Annotated in this window: 20 protein-coding genes; 9 read left to right on the top strand and 11 right to left on the bottom strand. The window is 42.0% G+C overall.

Going from position 1 to position 22,249, the window contains the following annotated elements; translation table 11 throughout:
- Positions 1–15: 15 nt before the first annotated feature.
- The 5 genes from sucA to sdhC form a co-directional block, all read right to left on the bottom strand.
- A complete protein-coding gene (sucA, locus tag L3V77_RS04295; protein WP_275135882.1) occupies positions 16–2,835 on the bottom strand; it encodes a 2-oxoglutarate dehydrogenase E1 component in 2,820 nt (939 codons plus the stop codon).
- Positions 2,836–2,952: 117 nt separating this feature from the next.
- Positions 2,953–3,666 (bottom strand): succinate dehydrogenase iron-sulfur subunit, encoded by a 714-nt coding sequence (locus tag L3V77_RS04290; protein WP_195702571.1) that lies wholly within the window; start codon positions 3,664–3,666, stop codon positions 2,953–2,955.
- 15 nt (positions 3,667–3,681) lie between these two features.
- Positions 3,682–5,448, bottom strand: a complete 1,767-nt coding sequence (gene sdhA, locus L3V77_RS04285) for a succinate dehydrogenase flavoprotein subunit (protein ID WP_195702570.1) — start codon at positions 5,446–5,448, stop codon at positions 3,682–3,684.
- Positions 5,449–5,796: a succinate dehydrogenase, hydrophobic membrane anchor protein gene (gene sdhD, locus L3V77_RS04280; protein ID WP_275135881.1), complete on the bottom strand. Its 348-nt coding sequence runs from the start codon at positions 5,794–5,796 to the stop codon at positions 5,449–5,451.
- A complete protein-coding gene (gene sdhC / locus L3V77_RS04275) occupies positions 5,790–6,182 on the bottom strand; it encodes a succinate dehydrogenase cytochrome b556 subunit (RefSeq protein WP_275135880.1) in 393 nt (130 codons plus the stop codon). The genes sdhD and sdhC overlap by 7 nt, the downstream gene beginning before the upstream one ends.
- Before the next feature lie 411 nt (positions 6,183–6,593).
- On the opposite strand from sdhC, the gene L3V77_RS04270 reads away from it, so the two are divergent.
- Positions 6,594–7,883, top strand: coding sequence for a citrate synthase (locus L3V77_RS04270; RefSeq protein WP_195702567.1), 1,290 nt, complete (start codon positions 6,594–6,596; stop codon positions 7,881–7,883).
- A gap of 187 nt (positions 7,884–8,070) precedes the next feature.
- Here L3V77_RS04270 and L3V77_RS04265 read toward each other — a convergent pair whose 3' ends face one another.
- Complete coding sequence (locus tag L3V77_RS04265) at positions 8,071–8,826, bottom strand: Nif3-like dinuclear metal center hexameric protein (protein ID WP_275135879.1); 756 nt, start codon at positions 8,824–8,826, stop codon at positions 8,071–8,073.
- 60 nt (positions 8,827–8,886) lie between these two features.
- On the opposite strand from L3V77_RS04265, the gene L3V77_RS04260 reads away from it, so the two are divergent.
- Positions 8,887–9,645, top strand: a complete 759-nt coding sequence (locus L3V77_RS04260) for a DUF1853 family protein (protein ID WP_275135878.1) — start codon at positions 8,887–8,889, stop codon at positions 9,643–9,645.
- A gap of 213 nt (positions 9,646–9,858) precedes the next feature.
- Here the strand turns inward: L3V77_RS04260 and pgm are convergent, their stop codons facing one another.
- Both pgm and seqA read right to left on the bottom strand, forming a co-directional pair.
- A complete protein-coding gene (gene pgm, locus L3V77_RS04255; RefSeq protein ID WP_275135877.1) occupies positions 9,859–11,499 on the bottom strand; it encodes a phosphoglucomutase (alpha-D-glucose-1,6-bisphosphate-dependent) in 1,641 nt (546 codons plus the stop codon).
- Between the two features lie 117 nt (positions 11,500–11,616).
- Positions 11,617–12,195 (bottom strand): replication initiation negative regulator SeqA, encoded by a 579-nt coding sequence (seqA, locus tag L3V77_RS04250; RefSeq protein WP_275135876.1) that lies wholly within the window; start codon positions 12,193–12,195, stop codon positions 11,617–11,619.
- Between the two features lie 164 nt (positions 12,196–12,359).
- Between seqA and L3V77_RS04245 the strand changes: the two genes are divergently transcribed.
- The 3 genes from L3V77_RS04245 (at position 12,360) to fldA (ending at position 14,050) form a co-directional block, all read left to right on the top strand.
- The gene (locus L3V77_RS04245) at positions 12,360–13,124 is read left to right on the top strand and encodes an alpha/beta fold hydrolase (RefSeq protein ID WP_275135875.1); all 765 of its coding nucleotides are present in this window, start codon (positions 12,360–12,362) and stop codon (positions 13,122–13,124) included.
- 89 nt (positions 13,125–13,213) lie between these two features.
- Positions 13,214–13,435, top strand: a complete 222-nt coding sequence (locus tag L3V77_RS04240; protein ID WP_195702561.1) for a DUF2788 domain-containing protein — start codon at positions 13,214–13,216, stop codon at positions 13,433–13,435.
- Positions 13,436–13,522: 87 nt separating this feature from the next.
- Positions 13,523–14,050 (top strand): flavodoxin FldA, encoded by a 528-nt coding sequence (gene fldA, locus L3V77_RS04235; RefSeq protein WP_275135874.1) that lies wholly within the window; start codon positions 13,523–13,525, stop codon positions 14,048–14,050.
- A 181-nt stretch (positions 14,051–14,231) separates the two neighbouring features.
- Here the strand turns inward: fldA and L3V77_RS04230 are convergent, their stop codons facing one another.
- The gene (locus L3V77_RS04230; protein WP_275135873.1) at positions 14,232–14,735 is read right to left on the bottom strand and encodes a DUF4442 domain-containing protein; all 504 of its coding nucleotides are present in this window, start codon (positions 14,733–14,735) and stop codon (positions 14,232–14,234) included.
- Positions 14,736–14,913: 178 nt separating this feature from the next.
- On the opposite strand from L3V77_RS04230, the gene fcrX reads away from it, so the two are divergent.
- Entirely contained in the window at positions 14,914–15,363 is a 450-nt protein-coding gene (gene fcrX / locus L3V77_RS04225; RefSeq protein WP_275135872.1) for a ferric iron uptake transcriptional regulator FcrX, read from the top strand.
- A 110-nt stretch (positions 15,364–15,473) separates the two neighbouring features.
- Here the strand turns inward: fcrX and glnS are convergent, their stop codons facing one another.
- Positions 15,474–17,141 carry a glutamine--tRNA ligase gene (glnS, locus tag L3V77_RS04220; protein WP_275135871.1) on the bottom strand — a complete coding sequence of 556 codons (1,668 nt, stop codon included), beginning with the start codon at positions 17,139–17,141 and terminating at the stop codon, positions 15,474–15,476.
- 164 nt (positions 17,142–17,305) lie between these two features.
- Positions 17,306–18,781, bottom strand: coding sequence for an N-acetylglucosamine-specific PTS transporter subunit IIBC (nagE, locus tag L3V77_RS04215; RefSeq protein WP_195702556.1), 1,476 nt, complete (start codon positions 18,779–18,781; stop codon positions 17,306–17,308).
- A gap of 252 nt (positions 18,782–19,033) precedes the next feature.
- Between nagE and nagB the strand changes: the two genes are divergently transcribed.
- Genes nagB through L3V77_RS04200 form a run of 3 tightly spaced genes read left to right on the top strand, consistent with a single transcriptional unit; the run spans position 19,034 to position 22,205 of the window.
- Positions 19,034–19,837, top strand: coding sequence for a glucosamine-6-phosphate deaminase (gene nagB / locus L3V77_RS04210; protein ID WP_275135870.1), 804 nt, complete (start codon positions 19,034–19,036; stop codon positions 19,835–19,837).
- A 13-nt stretch (positions 19,838–19,850) separates the two neighbouring features.
- Positions 19,851–20,987 carry an N-acetylglucosamine-6-phosphate deacetylase gene (gene nagA, locus L3V77_RS04205; RefSeq protein WP_275135869.1) on the top strand — a complete coding sequence of 379 codons (1,137 nt, stop codon included), beginning with the start codon at positions 19,851–19,853 and terminating at the stop codon, positions 20,985–20,987.
- A gap of 3 nt (positions 20,988–20,990) precedes the next feature.
- Positions 20,991–22,205, top strand: a complete 1,215-nt coding sequence (locus tag L3V77_RS04200) for an ROK family protein (protein ID WP_275135868.1) — start codon at positions 20,991–20,993, stop codon at positions 22,203–22,205.
- Positions 22,206–22,249: the final 44 nt, after the last annotated feature.

Raw genomic sequence — 22,249 nt, 5'->3', positions numbered from 1 at the left:
TTTAACTTCTAGTTCTTAACCAAAATCTAGATTCAAAGCGTCATCTACCAACGCTTTCTGTTGTTTCATATGTACCGACATGTAGCCAACCGCTGGTGATGCAGAAGCAGGTCGTCCTGAATATTTCACATCACTACCACGAACCGCATTGCGGAAGTTATGTTGGCTACAATACCAAGCGCCTTGGTTCTGTGGCTCTTCCTGGCACCAGACGAAATCTTGCGCATTCTCATATTGCTCAATTAGATCTCGCACCTCAAATAGAGGGAACGGATATAGCTGCTCAATACGGATAATGGCGACATCTTCTTGTTCGTTCTTACGTCGTTGATCAAGCAAGTCGTAATAAACCTTACCAGAGCAGAATACAACGCGTTTCACTTTCATAGGGTCGAATTCATCTATTTCGCCTATTGCTGGCTGGAAAGTACCTTCAGCCAACTCTTCAAGTGAAGAGGTACACATTGGATGACGAAGAAGCGACTTCGGCGACATAACCACGAGAGGACGTCGCATTGGGCGAATCACTTGACGACGAATCATGTGATACACCTGTGCTGGTGTCGACGGAACAACAACTTGAATATTTTGTTCAGCACACAACTGAAGGTAGCGTTCTAAACGAGCAGATGAGTGTTCAGGTCCTTGACCTTCATATCCATGAGGTAGCAACATGGTTAGACCGCATAGTCGACCCCATTTTTGCTCACCAGATGAAATAAACTGGTCAATAACAACTTGGGCACCATTCGCAAAATCACCAAACTGCGCTTCCCATAACGTTAAACCACTTGGTTCTGCGGTGGCATAACCGTATTCAAATGCAAGCACGGCTTCTTCTGAAAGAACCGAGTCAAACACTTGGAAAGGGCCTTGTTTAGTATGAACATTCTGCAATGGAATATAAGTGCTCGCATCTTCTTGGTTATGAAGTACTGAGTGACGATGGAAAAAAGTACCACGCCCTGAGTCTTGACCAGAAATACGAATACGCTTGCCATCATCTACCAGCGTGCCATACGCCAATATCTCTGCCATACCCCAATCGAGCGCCTTTTCACCGCTGATCATGGCGCGACGATCATTGTAAATTTTATTTACACGACTTTGTAACTTATGACTTTCTGGATAATCGCACAGCTTTTCACCAAGTGCTTTAAGGCGAGTCATTTCATAACGACTGTCCCATTCTATATTCCAGTCATGACCTAGATAAGGGTTCCAGTCTACAGAGTGCATTTCCATCGGACGCCACTCTTTAACAACAACTTCACCATGATCTAACGCATCACGAAAATCATTTACCATTTCTGTCGCTTTACCAATATCAAGCTCACCACGCTCAATCAACACATCTGCATAAAGCTTACGTGGTGTTGGGTGCTTTTTGATTTTTTGATACATCAAAGGTTGAGTTGCACTCGGTTCGTCGGCTTCGTTATGGCCATGGCGGCGATAACAAACCAGATCGATAACAACATCGCGCTTAAAGGTATTACGATAATCCAATGCTATTCGAGTGATAAAGGCAACGGCCTCAGGATCATCAGCATTAACATGGAAGATTGGTGCCTGCACCATCTTTGCAATATCAGTACAGTACATCGTTGAACGGGTATCTTTCGGATTTGACGTCGTAAAACCAACTTGGTTATTCACAACAATTCGCACCGTACCACCGACTTGGAATCCGCGAGCACGTGACATGTTAAATGTCTCTTGCACTACGCCTTGACCAGCAATAGCAGAATCACCATGAATGGTGATTGGTAATACCATGCTGCCATCTTTATCCGCTAAACGGTCTTGCCTCGCACGTACCGAGCCAATAACCACTGGGTTTACGATTTCAAGATGAGATGGATTAAATGCCAATGCTAAGTGAACATCGCCACCCGGTGTTGCAAAATCAGCGGAGAAACCTTGGTGGTACTTAACATCGCCAGTGCCCCAAGTATTATCATCACTTTTTTTACCAGCAAACTCATCAAATAAGTCTTGTGGTTTTTTACCCAACACGTTGACTAGCATATTAAGGCGGCCACGGTGAGCCATGCCAATTACCACTTCACGCATTCCTGACTTACCAGCGTGACGAATTAACTCTTTCGTCATCGGTATTAGCGCATCACCACCTTCTAGTGAGAAACGTTTCGCTCCAGGGAATTTAGCACCCAGATAACGCTCCAAACCTTCTGCGGCAGTGAGTTCATTTAGGAAGGTTTCTTTTTCTTCGGCGGTAAATGATGGCTGACCTAATACAGACTCTAAACGTTGCTGAACCCAGCGTTTCTGTTCTGTATTAATCATGTGCATATATTCTGCACCGATTGAGCCACAATACGTTTTCTTAAGTGCAGAATAAAGATCACCCAACTGCATTGAATCTTGTGCTACTGCAAAAGAACCAACGTTAAATGTCTCTTCAAAATCATCTTGAGTAAGGTTGTGGAATGCAGGTTCTAGGTCCGGACCGGGGTCTCGTTCCCATATGCCTAGTGGATCTAGGCTTGCTGCTTGATGCCCTCGAAATCGGAAGGCATTGATAAGTTGCAATACTTTTACTTGTTTAGCATCGACATCAGGATCACTAACTTGGACATTGTAATGCTTTGTTTCTTGAGCGAGTCTCCGGAAGTAATCACGGACCCGTGAATGAGGCTGTTCTACAACCTCAGAAGATTGCGCAGGCAAGTCTTCAAATACACGTTTCCACTCCTCACTTACCAGATCGGGGTCACTTAGATACAGTTCGTAGAGTTCTTCTACGTAAGTTGCATTGGCGCCAGCCAAGTGTGAAGACTCGAGCCATGCCTTCATCACGCCGTTGTGCATATTTTCCCTTAACCAGTAGTTTTCACTTTTCTTCCCGATCCATTCGGGCTTTCCATTTACAGCCAGCCACTGTTACCTATAAAAATCTATATTAACAGTGCTGGCAATTTTATACTTTTAAACCGACCGGCTAACTAACATGGTCTTGATATGACCAATCGCTTTTGTCGGATTAAGTCCTTTAGGACAAACACTTACACAATTCATGATGCCATGGCAACGAAAAACGCTAAATGCGTCATCAAGTTCAGACAATCGTTCATCGGTCGCCGTATCCCGGCTATCAATTAACCAACGATAGGCCGCCAGTAAACCAGCTGGTCCAATGAACTTATCCGGATTCCACCAAAACGATGGGCATGCTGTCGTACAGCATGCACACATGATGCATTCATAAAGACCATCTAAATGCGCTCGTTCTTGCGGCATCTGTAGATTTTCTCTAGAAGGTGGCAAATTGCCATCTGAAATCAGATAAGGTTTTACTTTCGCATAATTGTCATAAAATTGCGTCATGTCTACGATTAAATCGCGAACGACAGGTAATCCTGGCAATGGTCGAATGACGATAGGGCTCTGATCCATAAGTGCAGACAATGGAGTAATACACGCTAGGCCATTTTTACTATTCATATTCAGGCCATCAGAACCACACACACCTTCTCGGCATGAACGACGGAAAGAGATAGAGGCATCTTGTTCTTTTAACAGAATCAACGCATCTAACACCATCATGTCTGTACCTTCATCCACTTCGAGTATGTAGTCCTGCATATGAGGCTTACTGTCTACATCTGGATTGTATCGGTAAAGAGAGAAATTCAGTTTCATCTTGTTATGCTCCCTTTAGTAAGTACGTACTTTAGGTGGAAAGGCTTCTCGATGCACAGGTTCCATGTTCACATCACGCTTTGACATCTCTTCCGTTTCTGGATTGTAGATAGAGTGACATAGCCACTGCTCATCATCACGGTCAGGGAAATCAAATCGAGCATGTGCTCCACGGCTTTCTGTACGGTAGTTTGCGGCTACAGCAGTAGAAAATGCAGTTTCCATCAAGTTGTCTAACTCTAAACATTCAATACGTTGTGTATTGAACTCCGAAGATTTGTCCGTTAGGTGCGCGTCATTGAGACGTTCACGGATAACTTTCAATTCCTCTAAGCCCGTCGCCATTGCATCTCCTTCTCGGAATACAGAGAAGTTATTTTGCATGCAAGCTTGAAGGTCTTTACGAATTTGAACAGGGTCTTCACCACGGTTACTATTTTCCCAGCGCATTGTACGCGCCAAAGAAGCTTCGATATCAGACTCAGTTGCTGGTCGAGCTTCAGATTGAGCAGCCAACGTTTCACCAAGATGTAGGCCAGTTGCTCGACCAAATACAACCAAATCAAGTAGAGAGTTACCACCTAGACGGTTTGCACCATGTACAGACACAGAAGCAATTTCACCACAAGCAAACAAGCCTTGTACTTCAACATCGGCACCATTTGCGTCTTGTTTAATCGCTTGACCTGAAACCTGTGTCGGCACGCCACCCATCATATAGTGACAGGTTGGAATAATAGGAATTGGTTCTTTCACTGGATCAACGTGGGCAAAAGTACGAGATAGCTCGCAGATACCAGGTAAACGTGATTCCAGTACATCTTTACCTAAATGATCAAGTTTCAGTTTAATATGTGGACCCCAAGGACCATCACAGCCACGACCTTCACGGATTTCAATCATAATTGAACGAGCGACTACGTCACGGCCAGCCAGATCTTTCGCATTTGGTGCGTAACGCTCCATAAAGCGCTCGCCATCTTTATTGAGAAGATAACCACCTTCACCGCGACAACCTTCCGTAACCAAGACACCCGCTCCAGCAATACCTGTTGGGTGGAATTGCCACATTTCGATATCTTGCATTGGAACGCCTGCGCGTAACGCCATGCCGACACCGTCACCAGTGTTGATATGTGCGTTAGTTGTAGAGGCATAAATACGACCGGCACCACCTGTTGCTAAAATAGTCGCTTTAGATTTGAAATAATTTATCTCGCCAGTTTCCATACAGATTGCTGTACAACCCATAATGGCCCCATCTTGATTCTTAACAAGATCTAATGCATACCACTCAGAGAAAATGGTGGTTTTATGTTTGATGTTTTGCTGATAAAGCGTATGAAGAAGCGCATGACCAGTACGGTCTGCCGCTGCTGCTGTACGGGCGGCTTGCTCACCACCAAACTCTATAGACTGTCCACCAAACGGGCGCTGATAGATTGAACCATCTTCAAACCGAGAAAATGGTAAACCCATTTTTTCAAGTTCAATAACAGATTCAGGACCATTTTTACACATGTACTCAATGGCATTCTGATCACCGATATAATCGGAACCTTTCACCGTATCGTACATATGCCACTGCCAATTATCTTTATGGGAATTACCTAACGCAACGGTAATACCGCCTTGAGCAGATACAGTGTGAGAACGGGTTGGAAATACTTTGGAAAGCAAGGCGCAACTTAGGCCTTGCTCAGAAATTTGTAATGCTGCGCGCATACCCGCGCCACCAGCACCGATAACAACGGCATCAAATTCACGAACTGGAATAGTCACTTATGCACCCCACAGAATAAATAGGCCAGAGAAGAAATACACCGATAAAATGGCCACAATTACGAATTGTAATAGGCCACGAATTAGCGTTGGCTTGATATAATCAGTTAGAACTTGCCATAGGCCAATCCATGCATGAACGAGGATAGATGTCAGAGCAAGCATGGTAAACGCTTTAGTGAAAATACCACCAAAGAAAGCGGTCCATGTGTGATAAGTTATGTCGCCACTGAAAGCACAAAACCCTACAATGTATATAGTATACAGAGTAAGGATTATTGCCGTAGCACGAATAAGTAGGAAGTCATGGATACCATTACGACCTACTGAAGATACAGAATTTACCATACCAGGATTCCTCCAAGTAGTGACAATACTGCTGTTGCAGCAAAGGTTACCTTGGCAGTCATAACGCCAGATTCGAATTCCTCATAATGGCCTAGGTCCATTATGAGGTGACGAATTCCACCAACAATATGGTAGGCAAGTGCGGTTAATATTCCCCACAGAATAAACTTAACTAAAAAATTATCTATTAAGTCGGCGGCTTGCATGAAGCCTTGAGGGGAGGACAAAGATATTGATAACAGCCAAAGCAGGATACCAATTGCCACAAAAGTAATCACACCAGAAACACGGTGAAGAATGGATACTATTGCAGTAATCGGAAAGTGTATGGTCTGTAAATCGAGATTGACAGGTCTGGACTTTCTTTTATTCACGGGCTTGCTCACTCAGCTCCATTAAGCGTTTATTGTTATTAGGAATTTTGGTAGATCGAGAGATCTTTAAGTGTCAACCCCACAAAATTAACATCTATTTAACGATTTTCCGCCTAAAACAGGGCTAAGAATGTTAATAAAATGTTAACCAAGCACCTAGATTTTAAAGCGTTTATTTCTTTCTAGGCTTGAATTTATAAGGTCTCAACCACAAACTTCCTCGTCACTATACGTTTGGCAACAAATTAATACAATTATCGTAACAAAAAGTGCTACATGGGACATGTTTTTAATTTTTTAAATGTGGAAAATCTTAACAAGTGCACACAAAAACTTAGAAAAATTGACTTTACTTACGATCCTGAGTAAAAAATGTCTCAGAAGAAATCCCGGACGGATTAAATTATAACAAAGGAGAATGTAATGGCAGGTAAGAAAGCTACTCTTCACATAGAAGGTAAAGCTCCCATTGAACTGCCGATTATGGATGGCACTTTAGGTCCAGAAGTAATCGATGTTCGTAAACTAGGATCAAATGGATATTTCACATTTGACCCTGGTTTTCTTGCGACATCATCTTGCGAATCCCAAATCACATTCATCGATGGTGGCAAAGGTGTGTTACTACACCGAGGCTTCCCAATCGACCAATTGGCCAACAATGCGGATTATTTAGAGGTTTGTTATATCCTACTTTATGGAGAAGCACCAAACCGCAAACAGTACGATGAATTTAAGAAAATAGTTACTCGCCACACCATGGTTCACGAGCAAATTGCGAGCTTCTTCCATGGCTTCCGTCGTGATGCGCACCCAATGGCCATCATGGTAGGTGTTGTAGGTGCCCTAGCGGCGTTCTATCACGATTCGCTCGATATCAACAACGATAGTCACCGTGAAATTGCTGCATTCCGTCTGCTCTCTAAAATGCCGACTCTTGCTTCAATGTGTTACAAATATTCTATCGGTCAACCGTTTATCTATCCTCGTAACGATTTAAGCTACGCAGAAAACTTTCTACACATGATGTTTGCCAACCCATGTGAAGACTATGAAGTTAATCCTGTTGTTGCTCGTGCGATGGATAAAATTCTTACTCTTCATGCTGACCATGAACAAAATGCGTCGACATCTACCGTTCGTTTAGCTGGTTCTTCTGGTGCGAACCCATTTGCATGTATTGCCGCAGGTATTGCATCTCTTTGGGGACCAGCACATGGCGGAGCTAACGAAGCATGTTTACGTATGCTAGAAGAAATTGGAAGTGTTGATAACATTCCTGAATATGTCGACCGTGCGAAAGACAAAGATGACCCGTTCCGCCTAATGGGCTTTGGTCACCGTGTCTATAAGAACTACGATCCACGTGCAACTGTAATGCGTGAAGCGTGCCACGAGGTTCTTAAAGAACTAAGCATTGAAGACCCATTGTTAGATGTTGCTATGGAACTAGAGCGTATCGCGCTGTCTGACCCATACTTCGTCGAGAAGAAACTTTACCCTAACGTTGATTTCTATTCAGGTATCATTCTTAAGGCTATTGGTATTCCTGTCTCAATGTTCACGGTTATTTTTGCGATGGCTCGTACTATCGGTTGGATTGCACACTGGAATGAAATGCATGGCGATCCAGACAACCGTATCGGTCGTCCACGTCAGCTTTACACAGGTAAGAAGATGCGTGACTTTGAACCTTTGCATGAACGAGAATAGTTAATTAATACAGTCTATTGGGACTCTACTCGTTAGAAGCGTTATGTTCTATAAGCATAGCGCTCTATAACGATCGTTAAAATAAACATCGTCATTCCCGTAAAAACGAGAATCTTTGTATACTTTATTTAGATCCCCACTTTACGTGGGGATGACGAATTTCATAGCGAAGGAGGTGATCATAATTCTAGACTGGATTATCGATGTCAATAAACTCGACATCTAGCCCATGCTCTACCGCCAACCACTCACCTAAAGCTTTCACACCATAACGCTCTGTTGCATGGTGGCCCGCGCTAAAATAGTGGATCCCCTGCTCTCTTGCCGAGTATGTAGTACGCTCAGAAATCTCACCAGAAATAAATGCGTCCAACCCTTTGGCTGCAGCCAACTCAATATAGTCTTGCCCTCCGCCCGTGCACCATCCAATTGTCTTAATTAATTTGTCGATATCAGGCATGATGTGGAGTGGTTTTCTGTTTAAAACAGCTTCAATTTTTTTAGCCAATTCTCTACCTGATATAGGTGTGGTCAACGAACCATGAAGCGCGACTGATTGAGCTGACGGTTCCAGTCCCCCATCAACGTTAATCTTTAATAACTCAGCAAGCTTAACGTTATTACCGATTTCAGGGTGTACATCTAACGGCAAATGATAGGCATATAGATTGATATCGTTTTTTATCAGCGCTTTAATTCTCGCCCCCTTCATACCCCTAATTACTTCGGCTTCGCCTTTCCAGAAATAACCATGATGAACCAATATAGCGTCCACTTTTAACGCTATTGCTTTGTCAATTAATGCTTTCGAAGCTGTCACGCCAGTAAGCACTTTATTTACCTCACTTTTCCCTTCAATCTGCAATCCATTTGGGCAGTAGTCTTTAATAAGTTCCGGTGAAAGCTTTTGATTTAGCAATGATTCTAATTGCAAGTGATCCATTTTATGTTATACCAATAAGTAGAGTTAGCATTCTTTTCAGAATACCACAGGATGTGAATAATGCAGGAGAGACTTGCAAAAATTACCCATTGGATAATCACTAATCCTCCAATATTTAAGACAGATAAACCGCCAGCGGCAGAAAACCCCTTTGTCCTCAATTATTTGCCAGAAAGTGGCGATTATCGTGGCAATACACGCCTTGGTTTTGTCTATCAGGAATTATGCAAAAGACTTTTTGTATCTCACCCTGACTATGAGATTTTAGCCGAAGAGGTTCAACTGTTTAGAGGAAAAGAGACCATAGGTGCTATTGATTTTCTTCTTAAGTACCAAGAACATATCGAACATTGGGAAGTCGCTATCAAGTTTTATCTTCTCAAAGATGAGCGTTGGTACGGCCCAGATAGTCGAGATAGGCTCGATATAAAACTTCATCGCATGCTCAGCCATCAACTTAAAATGTCAGATCGCGAAGAATTTCATCAACGATTCGGTAATTTTGACGTTGTCACACCCAAAATGTTGATTCAAGGTCGTCTTTACACCAATCCATTTGAGAACGAAACGATTCCTACACAGTGTTTAGGTTATCAGTTAAACAACGCAACGATTGTTGGTTGTTGGTGTTACCAACATCAAATATCACGGATTAAAGAACCTCTGTTTAGGCTACAGAAGCTAGATTGGATACCTGGCACCCTGAGGCCATACGAAAGACTAACATCGATGGCAGAGTATTCCGTGCATTGTCAGGCCGAATCAGGCCAGTTGTGGATTATCGTACCGGACACTTGGCCTAATAATAATTTGAAGTGAACATGATGCAACACTACGTTTATGTATGATCCGTTGCTTATAGCGTATATCGGTTCCATTAATTAACTTATCAAACGAAGCGTGTTCGCGGAATAAAATTCACTTTGAACACCTAATTAATGCCATTGGTATCGTCTGGTTTTACTTGTTAAGAAATAAAAAACCGATGCTTTCTCATCGGTTTTTCCTGTCGTTAGCCATTTACTTTAAGTTTTACAAACCAGCGTCTGCAAACACTTGATTTACTATCTCTTGAGCTTCTTTCTCTATCGCTTTCAGGTGTTCTTCACCTTTAAAGCTCTCACAGTAGATTTTGTAGATTTCTTCTGTGCCTGACGGACGCGCTGCAAACCAGCCATTTTCAGTCGTCACTTTAAGGCCTCCAATCGCGGCACCGTTACCAGGCGCATGTGTTAAACGTGCCGTGATAATTTCACCCGCTAACATCTCTGCCGAAACCATCTCTGGAGAAAGTTTAGACAGTACATTTTTTTGCTCGGTGTTAGCGACGGCTGAAATACGATTATATTGAGAAGCACCATGTTTTGCTGCAAGTTCTTCATAATATTCTTGTGGGTTTTTACCTGTAACAGCAGTGATCTCTGCACCAAGTAAACAAAGAAGGATGCCGTCCTTGTCTGTAGACCAAGGTGACCCATCTTTACGTAAGAAAGACGCCCCTGCACTCTCTTCACCACCAAAGCCAAATGTTCCATTATATAGACCATCAACAAACCATTTGAAACCAACTGGTACTTCACACAATTCACGACCAAGATCGGCAACAACACGGTCAATCAGCGCACTTGATACTAATGTTTTACCTACCGCGACATCTTTACCCCAACCTTCGCGATGACGGTATAAATAGTCAATACAGACAGCCAAATAGTGATTTGGGTTCATCAGGCCTTTCGGCGTTACGATACCATGGCGGTCATAATCCGGGTCATTACCGAATGCAAGATCATAATCATCTTTAAGTGCTAAGAGGTTAGCCATAGCATAAGGGGATGAGCAGTCCATACGAATCACGCCATCTTTATCTAGAGACATAAATTGAAATGATGGGTCGATTGCTTCATTTACCAGTGTTAAATCTAGGTTGTAAGTTTTAGCGATCTGACGCCAGTATTCAATACCCGAACCGCCTAGGGGATCAACGCCTATTTTAATGCTCGCGTTTTGAATCGCTTTCATATCAACAACATTCACCAAGTCATCGACATAAGGTTGGACTAAGTCTACTTCAGAGACAACCTGCTTCGCGGCCCCACTCGACATCGCTTTAACACCATTCATTTCATTTGCAATAAATGCATTCGCTCGGTCTTCAATCGCTTGCGTCAATTGGCCTTCAGCAGGACCACCATGTGGAGGGTTATATTTGATACCACCGTCTTGTGGAGGATTATGCGAAGGTGTAATGACAATACCATCTGCTTTTTCGTCGTGCTTCAGGTTGTAAGTCAAAATAGCATGAGAAATACCAGGGGTTGGGGTGAATCCATTGTTTTCCTGGATAATAACTTTAACACCATTCGCGACAAGTACTTCGATCACACTACAGAATGCAGGCTCAGAAAGGGCGTGGGTATCTTTGCCTAAAAATAAAGGTCCTGTCGTACCCTGTTCTGCGCGAACTTCCGAAATTGCTTGAGCAATTGCTAAAATATGATTCTCATTGAAGGTTTCTTTTTCAGAACAACCGCGATGGCCAGACGTACCAAACGCAACGCGTTTAGATGGATCTTCACTGTCTGGTTGTAGCAAGTAATAGCTTGATACGAGAGCGGGAATATTAGTTAGATCTTCTTGGCGGGCTTTCTGCCCAGCTCGGGGATGCATTGCCATGTTGTAATCCTTTAAAAATAAAGCCTAAAAAAATAAAAAAAGCCTCATAACGACATCTGAGGAACAGGTTCATTATGAAGCTTATATTCTGTTAAACACTATACTGTTAACCAAAAACTATATCGAACTGCACACTTTTTCTATCAAATCTGACTGGAAATTCATTCGAGTCATGAGCTGGTCGACCATTTGACGTTTTCTGTTGGTGTTATTGTTCGTGATAACCCAAAACGGAGTGTTCGGGATCGAACGAGGTTTGGTTGTCTTCCCGCTTGCCAATAATACATCTTCATTATCGGCAAAATAGACGCGAGTTCGACCTTTTACTTGGGTCGCTTCTGCAAAGCTCGAATTATTTACCTGATAGAGTGAAGAAAGCACCTGCATGAAACGATCAATCGCTTTATTGCTTGTGGCAAATTCATCCGAAATAAGTAATGTACGCATCGCTTTAACACCATCGACTTTCTCTACATTACCGGCATCTTTACTTACTACAATACCTATAGGCTCGTCAGCAACAGGAGCAGGAGCAGCCTCTTGAGACACTTCAGGCTCTGCGATCTGAGGTGAAACTTGCTTGTCACCACTAACCATTAGGAGACGCCTTAATATATCTGACGCACTTTCCCCAATATGTTCGGTCTGACTCGCAATGTAACGGTATAGATCCTCATCAACTTCAATTGTTTTCATTCGCTTTTCACAATCTCACTGTATTAATATCTAATCGATTATACTCATTAGACAACAAGAAGCGAGTTTCCGAGATCGTATTTCTCAATTTTTGAGTTGCACACCAACATTCCTATTACTACCATAGGGATCGATATCCATCTTAAAAATGAATAAAGATCAAAATGTCAGAGCTACTCAATTACAAATTACGAGGCGAAGGAGCAACCATTGTTCTTATACACGGTTTATTTGGTAATCTAGATAATTTGGGCCTGCTAGGTCGAGACCTCGAAAAAGATCATCAAGTACTGAGCATGGATTTACGAAACCATGGGCTCTCGTTTCATTCTGACGAACACACCTATCAGGTTATGGCGAACGATATCCATCAACTGATCACTTTTTTAGGCCTAACGAAGGTCACCTTAGTCGGTCATTCTATGGGGGGGAAAGTGGCCATGACACTTGCCAGTGAACATCCAGAATATGTCAATAAGCTCGTTGTACTAGATATGGCCCCCGTCGCCTATACAGAAAGAAAGCATGACAACGTCTTTGCTGGGTTACATGCTGTCTTATCAAACCCTCCCGCGAACAGAATTGAAGCGACAAGATCACTCGCAAAACATATAGAAATGGATGGGGTTATTCAATTTTTAGGCAAATCGCTTTATCGCTCTGAAATTGGTTTGACCTGGCGCTTTAACGTTGAGTCTATCAGCGACAATTATTGGAATATTCTTGGATGGGAGATTATCTCAAAAATCGATATCCCAACCTTGTTCTTAAAAGGAGCCGATTCCGATTATTTGACCCAAGAGCATCAAATACAGGTTCAAGCGCAGTTTTCAAATGCGAAAGCACATGTTATTGCAAATACAGGGCATTGGCTCCATGCCGAGAAGCCACAAGAAGTACTCAGAGCTGTCAAACGTTTTATCGACTAAAAATAGACAACTAAACTGTGTCGCTCCACATTAACTTTAGATGTTAACAGTGGTATAGTTCACGCACAAATTTGGCATAAAGGACAACTATGCTTTACTACTATTACGATTTATTGGAATCCATTGGTTTAGATCTACTCTTCGCTTCTATATTTTTTCTTATAGGAATGGCGATAAAAGATGTACTCAAACAAGGTAACGTTCCGGTATTTGGTCAACGTATAGTATGGATGGTTCTATTTTTAGGCTGCGCAGGCTTTATTGCTAAAGGCATTATACAAATTAGCTGGGAAGGCACTGGTTTAGGTTAACCTAAACCAAATAAAGTTAAGCGGTAAACAATTACCGTTAATAGCGCGTTTGGCCAACATCAACAAATTATTAGTAGGTATTCAAATATGGCAAGTGTAGGTCTCTTCTTTGGTAGCGATACTGGGAACACAGAAGCTGTTGCTAAGATGATTCAAAAACAATTAAGTAAGAAACTCGTTCACGTCCAAGATATCGCAAAAAGTAGTAAAGAGGATTTGGACAATTTTGATCTTTTGATCTTGGGTATTCCTACTTGGTATTACGGTGAAGCACAATGTGATTGGGATGATTTTTTTCCTGAGTTAGAAGACATTGATTTTTCTACTAAGCTTGTGTCTATTTTTGGTTGTGGCGACCAAGAGGATTACGCTGAATATTTCTGTGATGCTATGGGTAATATTCGCGACATCGTTGAAGCAAAAGGCGGAACTGTTTTGGGTAACTGGCCAACTGAAGGCTATGAATTTGAAGCTTCTAAAGCACTTATTGACGATGCAACATTTGTCGGTTTATGTATCGATGAAGACCGCCAACCAGAATTGACTGACAAACGTGTGTCAACATGGGTCAATCAAATCTATGATGAGATGTGTCTTGCTGAATTAGAAGATTAATTAGCCTGAGAACGGCTCAGTACAGAACCCATCAGATATTCTATAAAAAAGCGACTCGCTTAAGATAAAATCTACTAATTGGCCATCATTCTCGTGAAAACGGGAATCTGATGGTATTAGATCCCCACTTTCGTGGGGATAGTATTCTTTGATAGCTTTGAGCGAGTGATGCACATCTTATTTAAGAAGCACTTACTTCATCTTCAATTTCTCTATACTTGGGTTTTTTCCGCACATAAAGCTTTCTCTGCACTTCACAGACGACGGTTCCATGAATATCTTTTACATAGATCATGAATTCTGGAAAGCATTTCTCTCCATCCGCTGTTTTCGCGAGGATATCGTCCAATGTATCTTGGGAGATTAGAAAATCAGCATGCAGGTCTGAGTTACCTGGTTTGATAAAGTTGATACTCGCCTCCTTATCCCACACAAAATAACGTTCCCCTAAAATCCCCATTAACATAAGCGCGTAAACAGGATCGGTTAAAGAGAATATACTCCCACCATATTGGGTTCGGTTTGCATTTTTGTTCCACCAACGTAATTTAAGCCTCATTTTAACATTACGGAAGTCTTTACTTATATGTATGATTTTTATACCAGCCCCCCAAAAAGGTGGCCAAATATTGAGAGCAAATTTAACAATGTTTGGTTTATACACCTTTGCTACAGTTTTATTCATAATTATCTCTGTTAACAAAATGTTATTAGTAGCGTACAATATCTGAAATTAGTGCCACATTACAAACTTTTCTTGTTAAGCCTCAGACGTTTGAGGTTTAATGTTAATGAATGCTACCTTATAATGTGTAATATTGATGCTGTCGCATTTACGATTTAGTTCGTCTACAGGAAGAAATATGTCAGATAATAATAAAGCGCTTAAAGATGCGGGACTGAAAGTTACATTACCTCGTTTAAAAATACTTGAAGTGCTTCAACAACCGCAATGCCAGCATATTAGTGCAGAGGAACTGTACAAACTGCTGATAGATCAAGGTGAAGAAATAGGGTTAGCAACCGTCTATCGCGTGCTAAATCAATTCGATGACGCCGGTATTGTTACTCGTCACCACTTTGAAGGTGGTAAATCGGTATTTGAACTATCAACACAGTTTCACCATGATCATCTAGTTTGTTTAGATTGTGGTGAAGTTATTGAATTCTCTGATGATATGATAGAAAAACGCCAGCAAGAGATAGCAACCTCATACAATATTGAGTTGACTAACCACAGCCTTTATCTTTACGGAAAATGTAACGCTGGTAACTGCAAAGAAAATCCAGACCTACATAAAATAAAAAATTAGATTAAAAAAAACCAGCGACTAAATCGCTGGTTTTTTTTACTTTTTTAATTTACTGGCTGAGCTCCAATTGAAGTGTACTTGATAGTACCAACTTCAATGGGCGTTAAGCATTATTCGCCCGTTTTTGTCCAGGTATCTCGTAGACCAACGGTACGATTAAAAACCAGTGCATCTGGTTTAGAATCTTTACTATCTACACAAAAGTAACCCGTACGCTCAAACTGTAGACCTGTTTCTGCTTGTGCATTACACAAACTTGGTTCAACAAAACCATTCTTAACGAGCAACGATTCCGCATTAATTACCGCCTTGAAGTCATCCTCTGCTGCCGGATTTGGTACCGTAAACAAGCGGTCATACAGACGAATCTCTGCAGGTAAACCCTTATCAGCAGATACCCAATGAATCACGCCTTTTATCTTACGGCCATCCGCTGGGTTTTTACCCAATGTATCTACATCATAACTACAGAAAATAGTCGTTATGTTACCTTCTGTGTCTTTTTCAATACGTTCTGCTTTGATGACATATGCACCACGCAAACGTACTTCCTTTCCTAATACAAGACGCTTATACTTTTTGTTTGCCTCTTCTCGGAAGTCATCTCGTTCAATCCATATTTCACGAGTAAACGGTACTTCTCTACTACCCATCTCTGGCTTATTTGGATGATTAGCGACATTTAGCGTTTCTACTTTGCCAGCTTCAATATCTTCAATAACGATTTTCACAGGATCAAGCACAGCCATTGAGCGAGGTGCGTTCTCGTTTAAATCGTCACGTATACAGGACTCTAGAGAACCAAACTCAATCATGTTCTCTTGCTTCGTCACGCCAATACGTTGACAGAAATCTCGAATAGCGGCCGAGGTGAAGCCACGGCGGCGTAAGCCAGAGATAGTCGGCATACGTGGGTCATCCCAACCATTTACAAGGTTTTCAGTCACCAATTGATTCAGTTTACGCTTAGACATAACCGTATATTCAAGGTTTAAGCGGCTAAACTCATATTGACGAGGTTGGCATTCAATTGAAATATTATCCAGCACCCAATCGTAAAGACGACGGTTGTCTTGGAATTCCAATGTACAAATTGAGTGAGTTATCCCTTCCAATGCATCAGAAATACAGTGGGTAAAATCGTACATTGGATAAATGCACCACTTATCAGCCGTCTGATGATGCTCTGCAAAACGTATACGATAAATAACCGGATCTCTCATTACCATAAATGGAGACGCCATATCAATCTTGGCTCGTAAGCAGGCTGTTGCTTCTTTAAATCCACCGTCACGCATTTTTTCAAATAATGCGAGGTTTTCTTCAGCGCTGCGATCACGATATGGGCTATGTTTACCCGGCTCTTTCAATGTCCCACGATACTCGCGGATTTGATCGGGGCTAAGTTCATCGACATACGCTAAGCCCTTATTAATCAACTCAACGGCATAACGATAAAGATCATCAAAGTAATTTGAAGAGTAATGTATATCCCCAGACCACTCAAAACCTAGCCAATGCACGTCATTTTTAATCGACTCTACGTACTCGATGTCCTCTTTTTCAGGGTTTGTATCATCGAAACGAAGATTACATTGACCCTGATAGTCCTGAGCAATACCAAAATTCAAACAAATGGATTTAGCGTGACCGATATGTAGATAACCATTTGGCTCCGGCGGGAATCGGGTATGCACGCTAGTGTGTTTGCCTTCCACTAAATCTTTATCAATGATTTGGCGAATGAAATTTGATGGACGAGCCTCAGCTTCAGTCATCTATGTACCTCTAGTGTATTGTCAAAAATAATTTTGTTTATGATCCACGATTCGCCATATTTACACAACCAAAACAGTGCAATTCTTGTTAATTTACTTAGTGGCAGAACAAAAAAAACCTCCCATATGGGAGGTTTTACAAATAAATGTAACGTAATGACTTATTAACTATCAGTAGCAGGGATATTTTTCATTTCCCCAGCAATAATTTCAGCGAGTGGACCTAGGATAACTTGTAGGTTATTTCCACCAAGTTTTACCACACCCATAGCTCCGAGTGCTTTTAACTCATTCTCGTTAATCACGTCCATATCATTGACCGTCAAACGTAAGCGTGTAATACATGCATCAATGTTTTGAATGTTAGAGTGACCACCAAGTACAGCTAGATATTTTTTCGCAAGCTCCGCTGAGTCTTTGCTAACAGCTGAAGAACTTATTTCTGCGATGTCTTCATCGTCTTCACGTCCAGGTGTTTTAAGACCGAACTTAATGATAGCCCAACGGAATACGAAGTAGTAAATACCGAAGAATGCGAAACCCTGAACAATCAGCATATACCATTTGTTTGCCAATGGGTTTTGAGCTGAAAGTATCATATCCACAAGGCCAGCTGAGAATCCGAAACCAGCGGTCCAATTCATTATATCTGCAATGTAAAGAGATAGACCTGTCAATGCAGCATGCAATACATACAGCATAGGCGCGAGGAACATGAATGAGAATTCTAATGGTTCAGTTACACCGGTGAAGAATGATGCGAAACCAGCCGCAATCATAATTGAAGCGACACGAGCTTTATGCTCAGGCTTAGACGTATGGTAGATAGCAAGTGCTGCACCAGGTAGACCAAACATCATGATAGGGAAGAAGCCAGCCATGTAACGACCTGTTTCACCCACTACACCGACACCTGCTTCTACTGCATTTGGTGTCCACCAGTTACCAAGATCATTGATGCCAGCCATATCAAACCAGAACACTGAATTCAATGCATGGTGTAAACCAACAGGGATAAGTAGACGGTTAAAGAATCCATATAGACCAGAACCTACTTCACCAAGACCTACGATGCTTTCACCAAATGAAATCAATCCGCCGAAAATGATAGGCCAAGCAAACATGAGAACAAAAGAGATACCAATAGCAGCGAAAGAAGTCAAGATAGGAACTAGGCGCTTACCACTAAAGAACGCGAGTGCTTTGTGCAGTTCAACTTGGTAGTAACGGTTGTAAAGCTCTGCGGCAACAATACCAGACAGGATACCTACAAACTGATTGCCTATTTTATTAAAGGCAAGCGTAGAACCCGCATCCAAAGTCACTAGGCCTATAGCTTCAACTGACGCTGCACTACATAGTGTTGTAATAACCATATACCCAACAAAACCAGCCAATGCAGCAGCACCGTCTTTATCTTTAGACATACCGTATGCCACACCGATGGCAAACAACACTGACATATTGTCTATAATTGCCGCGCCGGCTTTAATCAAAAAAGCAGCAAACGCATTATTACCACCCCAACCTGTTGGATCGATCCAGTATCCGATCCCCATTAGTATTGCTGCTGCAGGTAATGTAGCAACTGGTACCATCAGTGCTTTACCTACTTTTTGAAAATATCCAAGAATATTCATCGTGAGTTCCCCCTATAGGATGTCCATTTAGTGTGAAGGACTTATTTCACCCCTTCAATTTAGTCACATTTAGTGTATGACTTTAATTTCACTCCGCAAATTAAAAGCGTGTTTTTTGTGATGATAGTCACCTATTTTTAGACGTAATGGTATATTTTGCTAGCTAGATCATAAAACTTATTTTATGATTCGAATTAATGTCATTACGGTAATAATATTTACCTGTTTTCTAAACTTAAATGAGGTGCCACGATGAGACTTATACCACTACAAACATCTGATGAAGTCGGCCTATGGTCAGCTAGACATATTATTAACACTATCAATAAATTCAAGCCATCAGAGGACCGCCCATTCATATTAGGTTTGCCAACTGGCGGCTCACCACTAAAAACTTATAAGCACCTTATCGAACTTTATAATGCAGGCGAAGTAAGCTTTAAAAACGTCGTCACATTTAATATGGATGAATATATTGGGCTCCCTTCTGATCATCCTGAATCATACCGTACCTTTATGTATGACAATTTCTTTAATCATGTTGATGTACAAGAAAAAAATATCAATTTGCTAGATGGAAGCACCGATGATCATGAAGCTGAATGCAAACAGTACGAAGAGAGAATTAAGTCTTACGGCCAAATTCATCTGTTCATGGGTGGTGTCGGTAACGATGGACACATTGCATTTAATGAACCCGCCTCTTCACTGTCTTCACGTACTCGAATCAAAACGTTGACAGAAGATACTCGAATCGCTAATTCTAGGTTCTTCGATGGTGATATAAATCAAGTACCAAAATATGCGCTAACAATAGGTGTCGGCACGCTTCTCGATTCAAAAGAAGTCATGTTATTGGTATCAGGCCACAACAAGGCATTGGCGCTTCAAGCCGCGGTTGAAGGCAGTGTTAATCATCTTTGGACAATTTCAGCACTTCAGTTACACGCTAAGTCGGTTATCGTGTGTGATGACGCGGCAACACAAGAGCTAAAAGTTAAGACCGTCAAGTACTTCAAAGAGCTAGAAGCCGAAAACATTAAAAACCTCAAGTAATAGGACTCTGCTTATGTATGCGCTAACCAACTGCAAAATATTTACCGGTAGCGATATTCTCGAGAATTTCTCGGTAATAATTGAAGATGGTAAAATTTGTTCTGTCTGCTCAGAATCAGAATTGCCCGATGGCATAGAATTAATGGATCTAGACGGGGCGAATGTAAGCCCTGGGTTTATTGACCTACAACTGAACGGTTGTGGTGGGGTGATGTTTAACGACGACATCTCAACGAAAACACTCGACACCATGCACAAGGTCAACCTTAAATCTGGCTGTACCAGTTTTCTGCCGACCTTGATCACCTCTTCAGACGCGAATATGCGACAAGCGGTTGAGGCACAACGCCAGTATAATGCTCTGCATAAGCATCAATCCTTGGGCTTACATTTAGAAGGGCCTTATCTAAACGTTATGAAAAAAGGCATACATAGTCCAGACTTCATTCGTGTATCCGACGACGCAATGATCGACTATATCTGTCTAAACAATGACGTCGTTTCCAAGGTTACTTTGGCTCCCGAACAAAATGACCCAGAGCACATCCGTCGTCTAAGTGACGCTGGCATTGTGGTTTCGATAGGCCACTCTAACGCAACCTATGCGCAAGCAAGACAGGGCTTTCTCGCAGGAATTAGCTTCGCCACTCATTTGCATAATGCTATGACACCGATAACTGGGCGAGAACCCGGCGTCGTGGGGGCTATATTTGACACACCAGACGTCTATGCTGGCATTATTGTCGACGGATTTCATGTTGATTATCCAAACGTCCGAATTGCCCATAAATTGAAAGGTGAAAAGCTTGTATTAGTGACAGACGCCACAGCTCCAGCCGGTGCGGAGATGGATCACTTTATTTTTGTTGGGAAAAAAGTATATTACCGAGATGGTAAGTGTATCGATGAAAATGGCACACTTGGTGGCTCAGCACTAACGATGATAGAAGCAGTGCAAAATACGGTTGAGCACGTAGGTATCGCATTGGATGAAGCACTACGCATGGCAACACTCTACCCAGCGAAAGCTATTGGAGTAGACAAAATGCTAGGTCAACTCAAGGCTGGCATGATTGCAAACCTTGCTATTTTTGACCGTGACTTCAACGTCCTTGCGACAATTGTAAACGGACAATACGAGCAAACTTAAAGTATGACTGGCGGACAAATAGGTAACGTAGTTCTTGTTAAACAACTAAACGGCGCAGCGGTATATCGCCTAATAGACCAGCAAGGTCCCATTTCGCGGATTCAAGTTGCCGATGTGAGTCAATTGGCACCCGCAAGTGTTACCAAAATCACTCGCCAGTTAATGAAACGAGGCCTGATAAAAGAGGTCGCTCAACAAGCATCCACGGGTGGTCGTAGAGCTATCTCTTTGACAACAGAAGGGGAACCATTCCATTCTGTCGCTATCAGACTCGGGCGCGACTACGTTCAACTTAGTCTTTTTAATCTTGACGGCGTTGAACTTGCTAGTAATCACAGTCTTTTTAACTATTTAAATCAGTCAGATCTTGAATCTGGCTTAATTCAACATATCCAATCATTTCTTGACGAGCACAAAGATAAAATCAATCAGCTCATTGCCATTGGCATTGTTCTTCCCGGCTTAGTCGATCCTGTAGAGGGGGTTGTAGACTATATCCCCAATACTGATATTGACAACTTTGCGCTAAGTGGCATTGTTAAGGTGGCCTTCAATGTTGAGTGCTTTATAGGCAATGATATCCGAGGAAAAGCATTAGCAGAACACTATTTTGGTGCAAGCCAAGACTGCAAAGATTCCATCTTAGTCAGCGTACATCGCGGCACCGGAGCAGGCATTATTGTTAATGGGCAGGTATTTTTGGGGTCAAATAGGAATGTAGGCGAAATTGGCCATATTCAGATAGACCCACTCGGAAGCCAATGCCAATGTGGTAATTTTGGTTGCTTAGAAACAGTGGCCTCTAATCCTGCAATTTTGGCAAGCATCACGGCACTCATTAGCAAAGGTCACCCCTCTTCACTGTCTTCGCTCAATAAGATAACGATGGTTGATGTCTGTCAACATGCGTTGGAAGGTGATGAACTTGCGAAACAAAGTTTGATTCGCGTTGGTAATGAGTTAGGTAAGGTGATTGCGGTTACCGTCAACCTCTTCAACCCACAAAAAATCATCATTGCTGGCGATATCACTCAAGCTGCTGAGCTTGTCTTTCCCGCTATTCGTCGAAATGTTGAAGCTCAATCGCTCACCACTTTCCATACTGATCTCCCCATTGTTGCATCGGAATTAGAGGCAAAACCAACCATGGGCGCATTCTCCATGATTAAAAGAGCGATGTTGAATGGCGTTTTGTTACAAAAACTTCTAGAAGAGTAGTCTTTTCTCCTCGCCAGACACCACGGGTTATGCTTGAATAAGTA

This window comes from Vibrio sp. DW001 (assembly GCF_029016285.1).
Classification (GTDB): Bacteria; Pseudomonadota; Gammaproteobacteria; order Enterobacterales; family Vibrionaceae; genus Vibrio.
This window is presented reverse-complemented; position numbering and strand designations above follow the sequence as displayed.

Bases quoted from the DNA above. Each gene is read 5' to 3' on its own strand.
- sdhD (WP_275135881.1), bottom strand. From the start codon at position 5,796: ATGGTAAATTCTGTATCTTCAGTAGGTCGTAATGGTATCCATGACTTC.
- L3V77_RS04290 (WP_195702571.1), bottom strand. From the start codon at position 3,666: ATGAAACTGAATTTCTCTCTTTACCGATACAATCCAGATGTAGACAGT.
- L3V77_RS04260 (WP_275135878.1), top strand. From the start codon at position 8,887: ATGCAGGAGAGACTTGCAAAAATTACCCATTGGATAATCACTAATCCT.
- nagE (WP_195702556.1), bottom strand. From the start codon at position 18,781: ATGAATATTCTTGGATATTTTCAAAAAGTAGGTAAAGCACTGATGGTA.
- fldA (WP_275135874.1), top strand. From the start codon at position 13,523: ATGGCAAGTGTAGGTCTCTTCTTTGGTAGCGATACTGGGAACACAGAA.
- nagB (WP_275135870.1), top strand. From the start codon at position 19,034: ATGAGACTTATACCACTACAAACATCTGATGAAGTCGGCCTATGGTCA.
- L3V77_RS04230 (WP_275135873.1), bottom strand. From the start codon at position 14,735: ATGAATAAAACTGTAGCAAAGGTGTATAAACCAAACATTGTTAAATTT.
- seqA (WP_275135876.1), bottom strand. From the start codon at position 12,195: ATGAAAACAATTGAAGTTGATGAGGATCTATACCGTTACATTGCGAGT.
- sucA (WP_275135882.1), bottom strand. From the start codon at position 2,835: ATGCACAACGGCGTGATGAAGGCATGGCTCGAGTCTTCACACTTGGCT.
- pgm (WP_275135877.1), bottom strand. From the start codon at position 11,499: ATGGCAATGCATCCCCGAGCTGGGCAGAAAGCCCGCCAAGAAGATCTA.
- glnS (WP_275135871.1), bottom strand. From the start codon at position 17,141: ATGACTGAAGCTGAGGCTCGTCCATCAAATTTCATTCGCCAAATCATT.
- L3V77_RS04245 (WP_275135875.1), top strand. From the start codon at position 12,360: ATGTCAGAGCTACTCAATTACAAATTACGAGGCGAAGGAGCAACCATT.
- fcrX (WP_275135872.1), top strand. From the start codon at position 14,914: ATGTCAGATAATAATAAAGCGCTTAAAGATGCGGGACTGAAAGTTACA.
- L3V77_RS04270 (WP_195702567.1), top strand. From the start codon at position 6,594: ATGGCAGGTAAGAAAGCTACTCTTCACATAGAAGGTAAAGCTCCCATT.
- L3V77_RS04265 (WP_275135879.1), bottom strand. From the start codon at position 8,826: ATGGATCACTTGCAATTAGAATCATTGCTAAATCAAAAGCTTTCACCG.
- nagA (WP_275135869.1), top strand. From the start codon at position 19,851: ATGTATGCGCTAACCAACTGCAAAATATTTACCGGTAGCGATATTCTC.
- L3V77_RS04200 (WP_275135868.1), top strand. From the start codon at position 20,991: ATGACTGGCGGACAAATAGGTAACGTAGTTCTTGTTAAACAACTAAAC.
- L3V77_RS04240 (WP_195702561.1), top strand. From the start codon at position 13,214: ATGCTTTACTACTATTACGATTTATTGGAATCCATTGGTTTAGATCTA.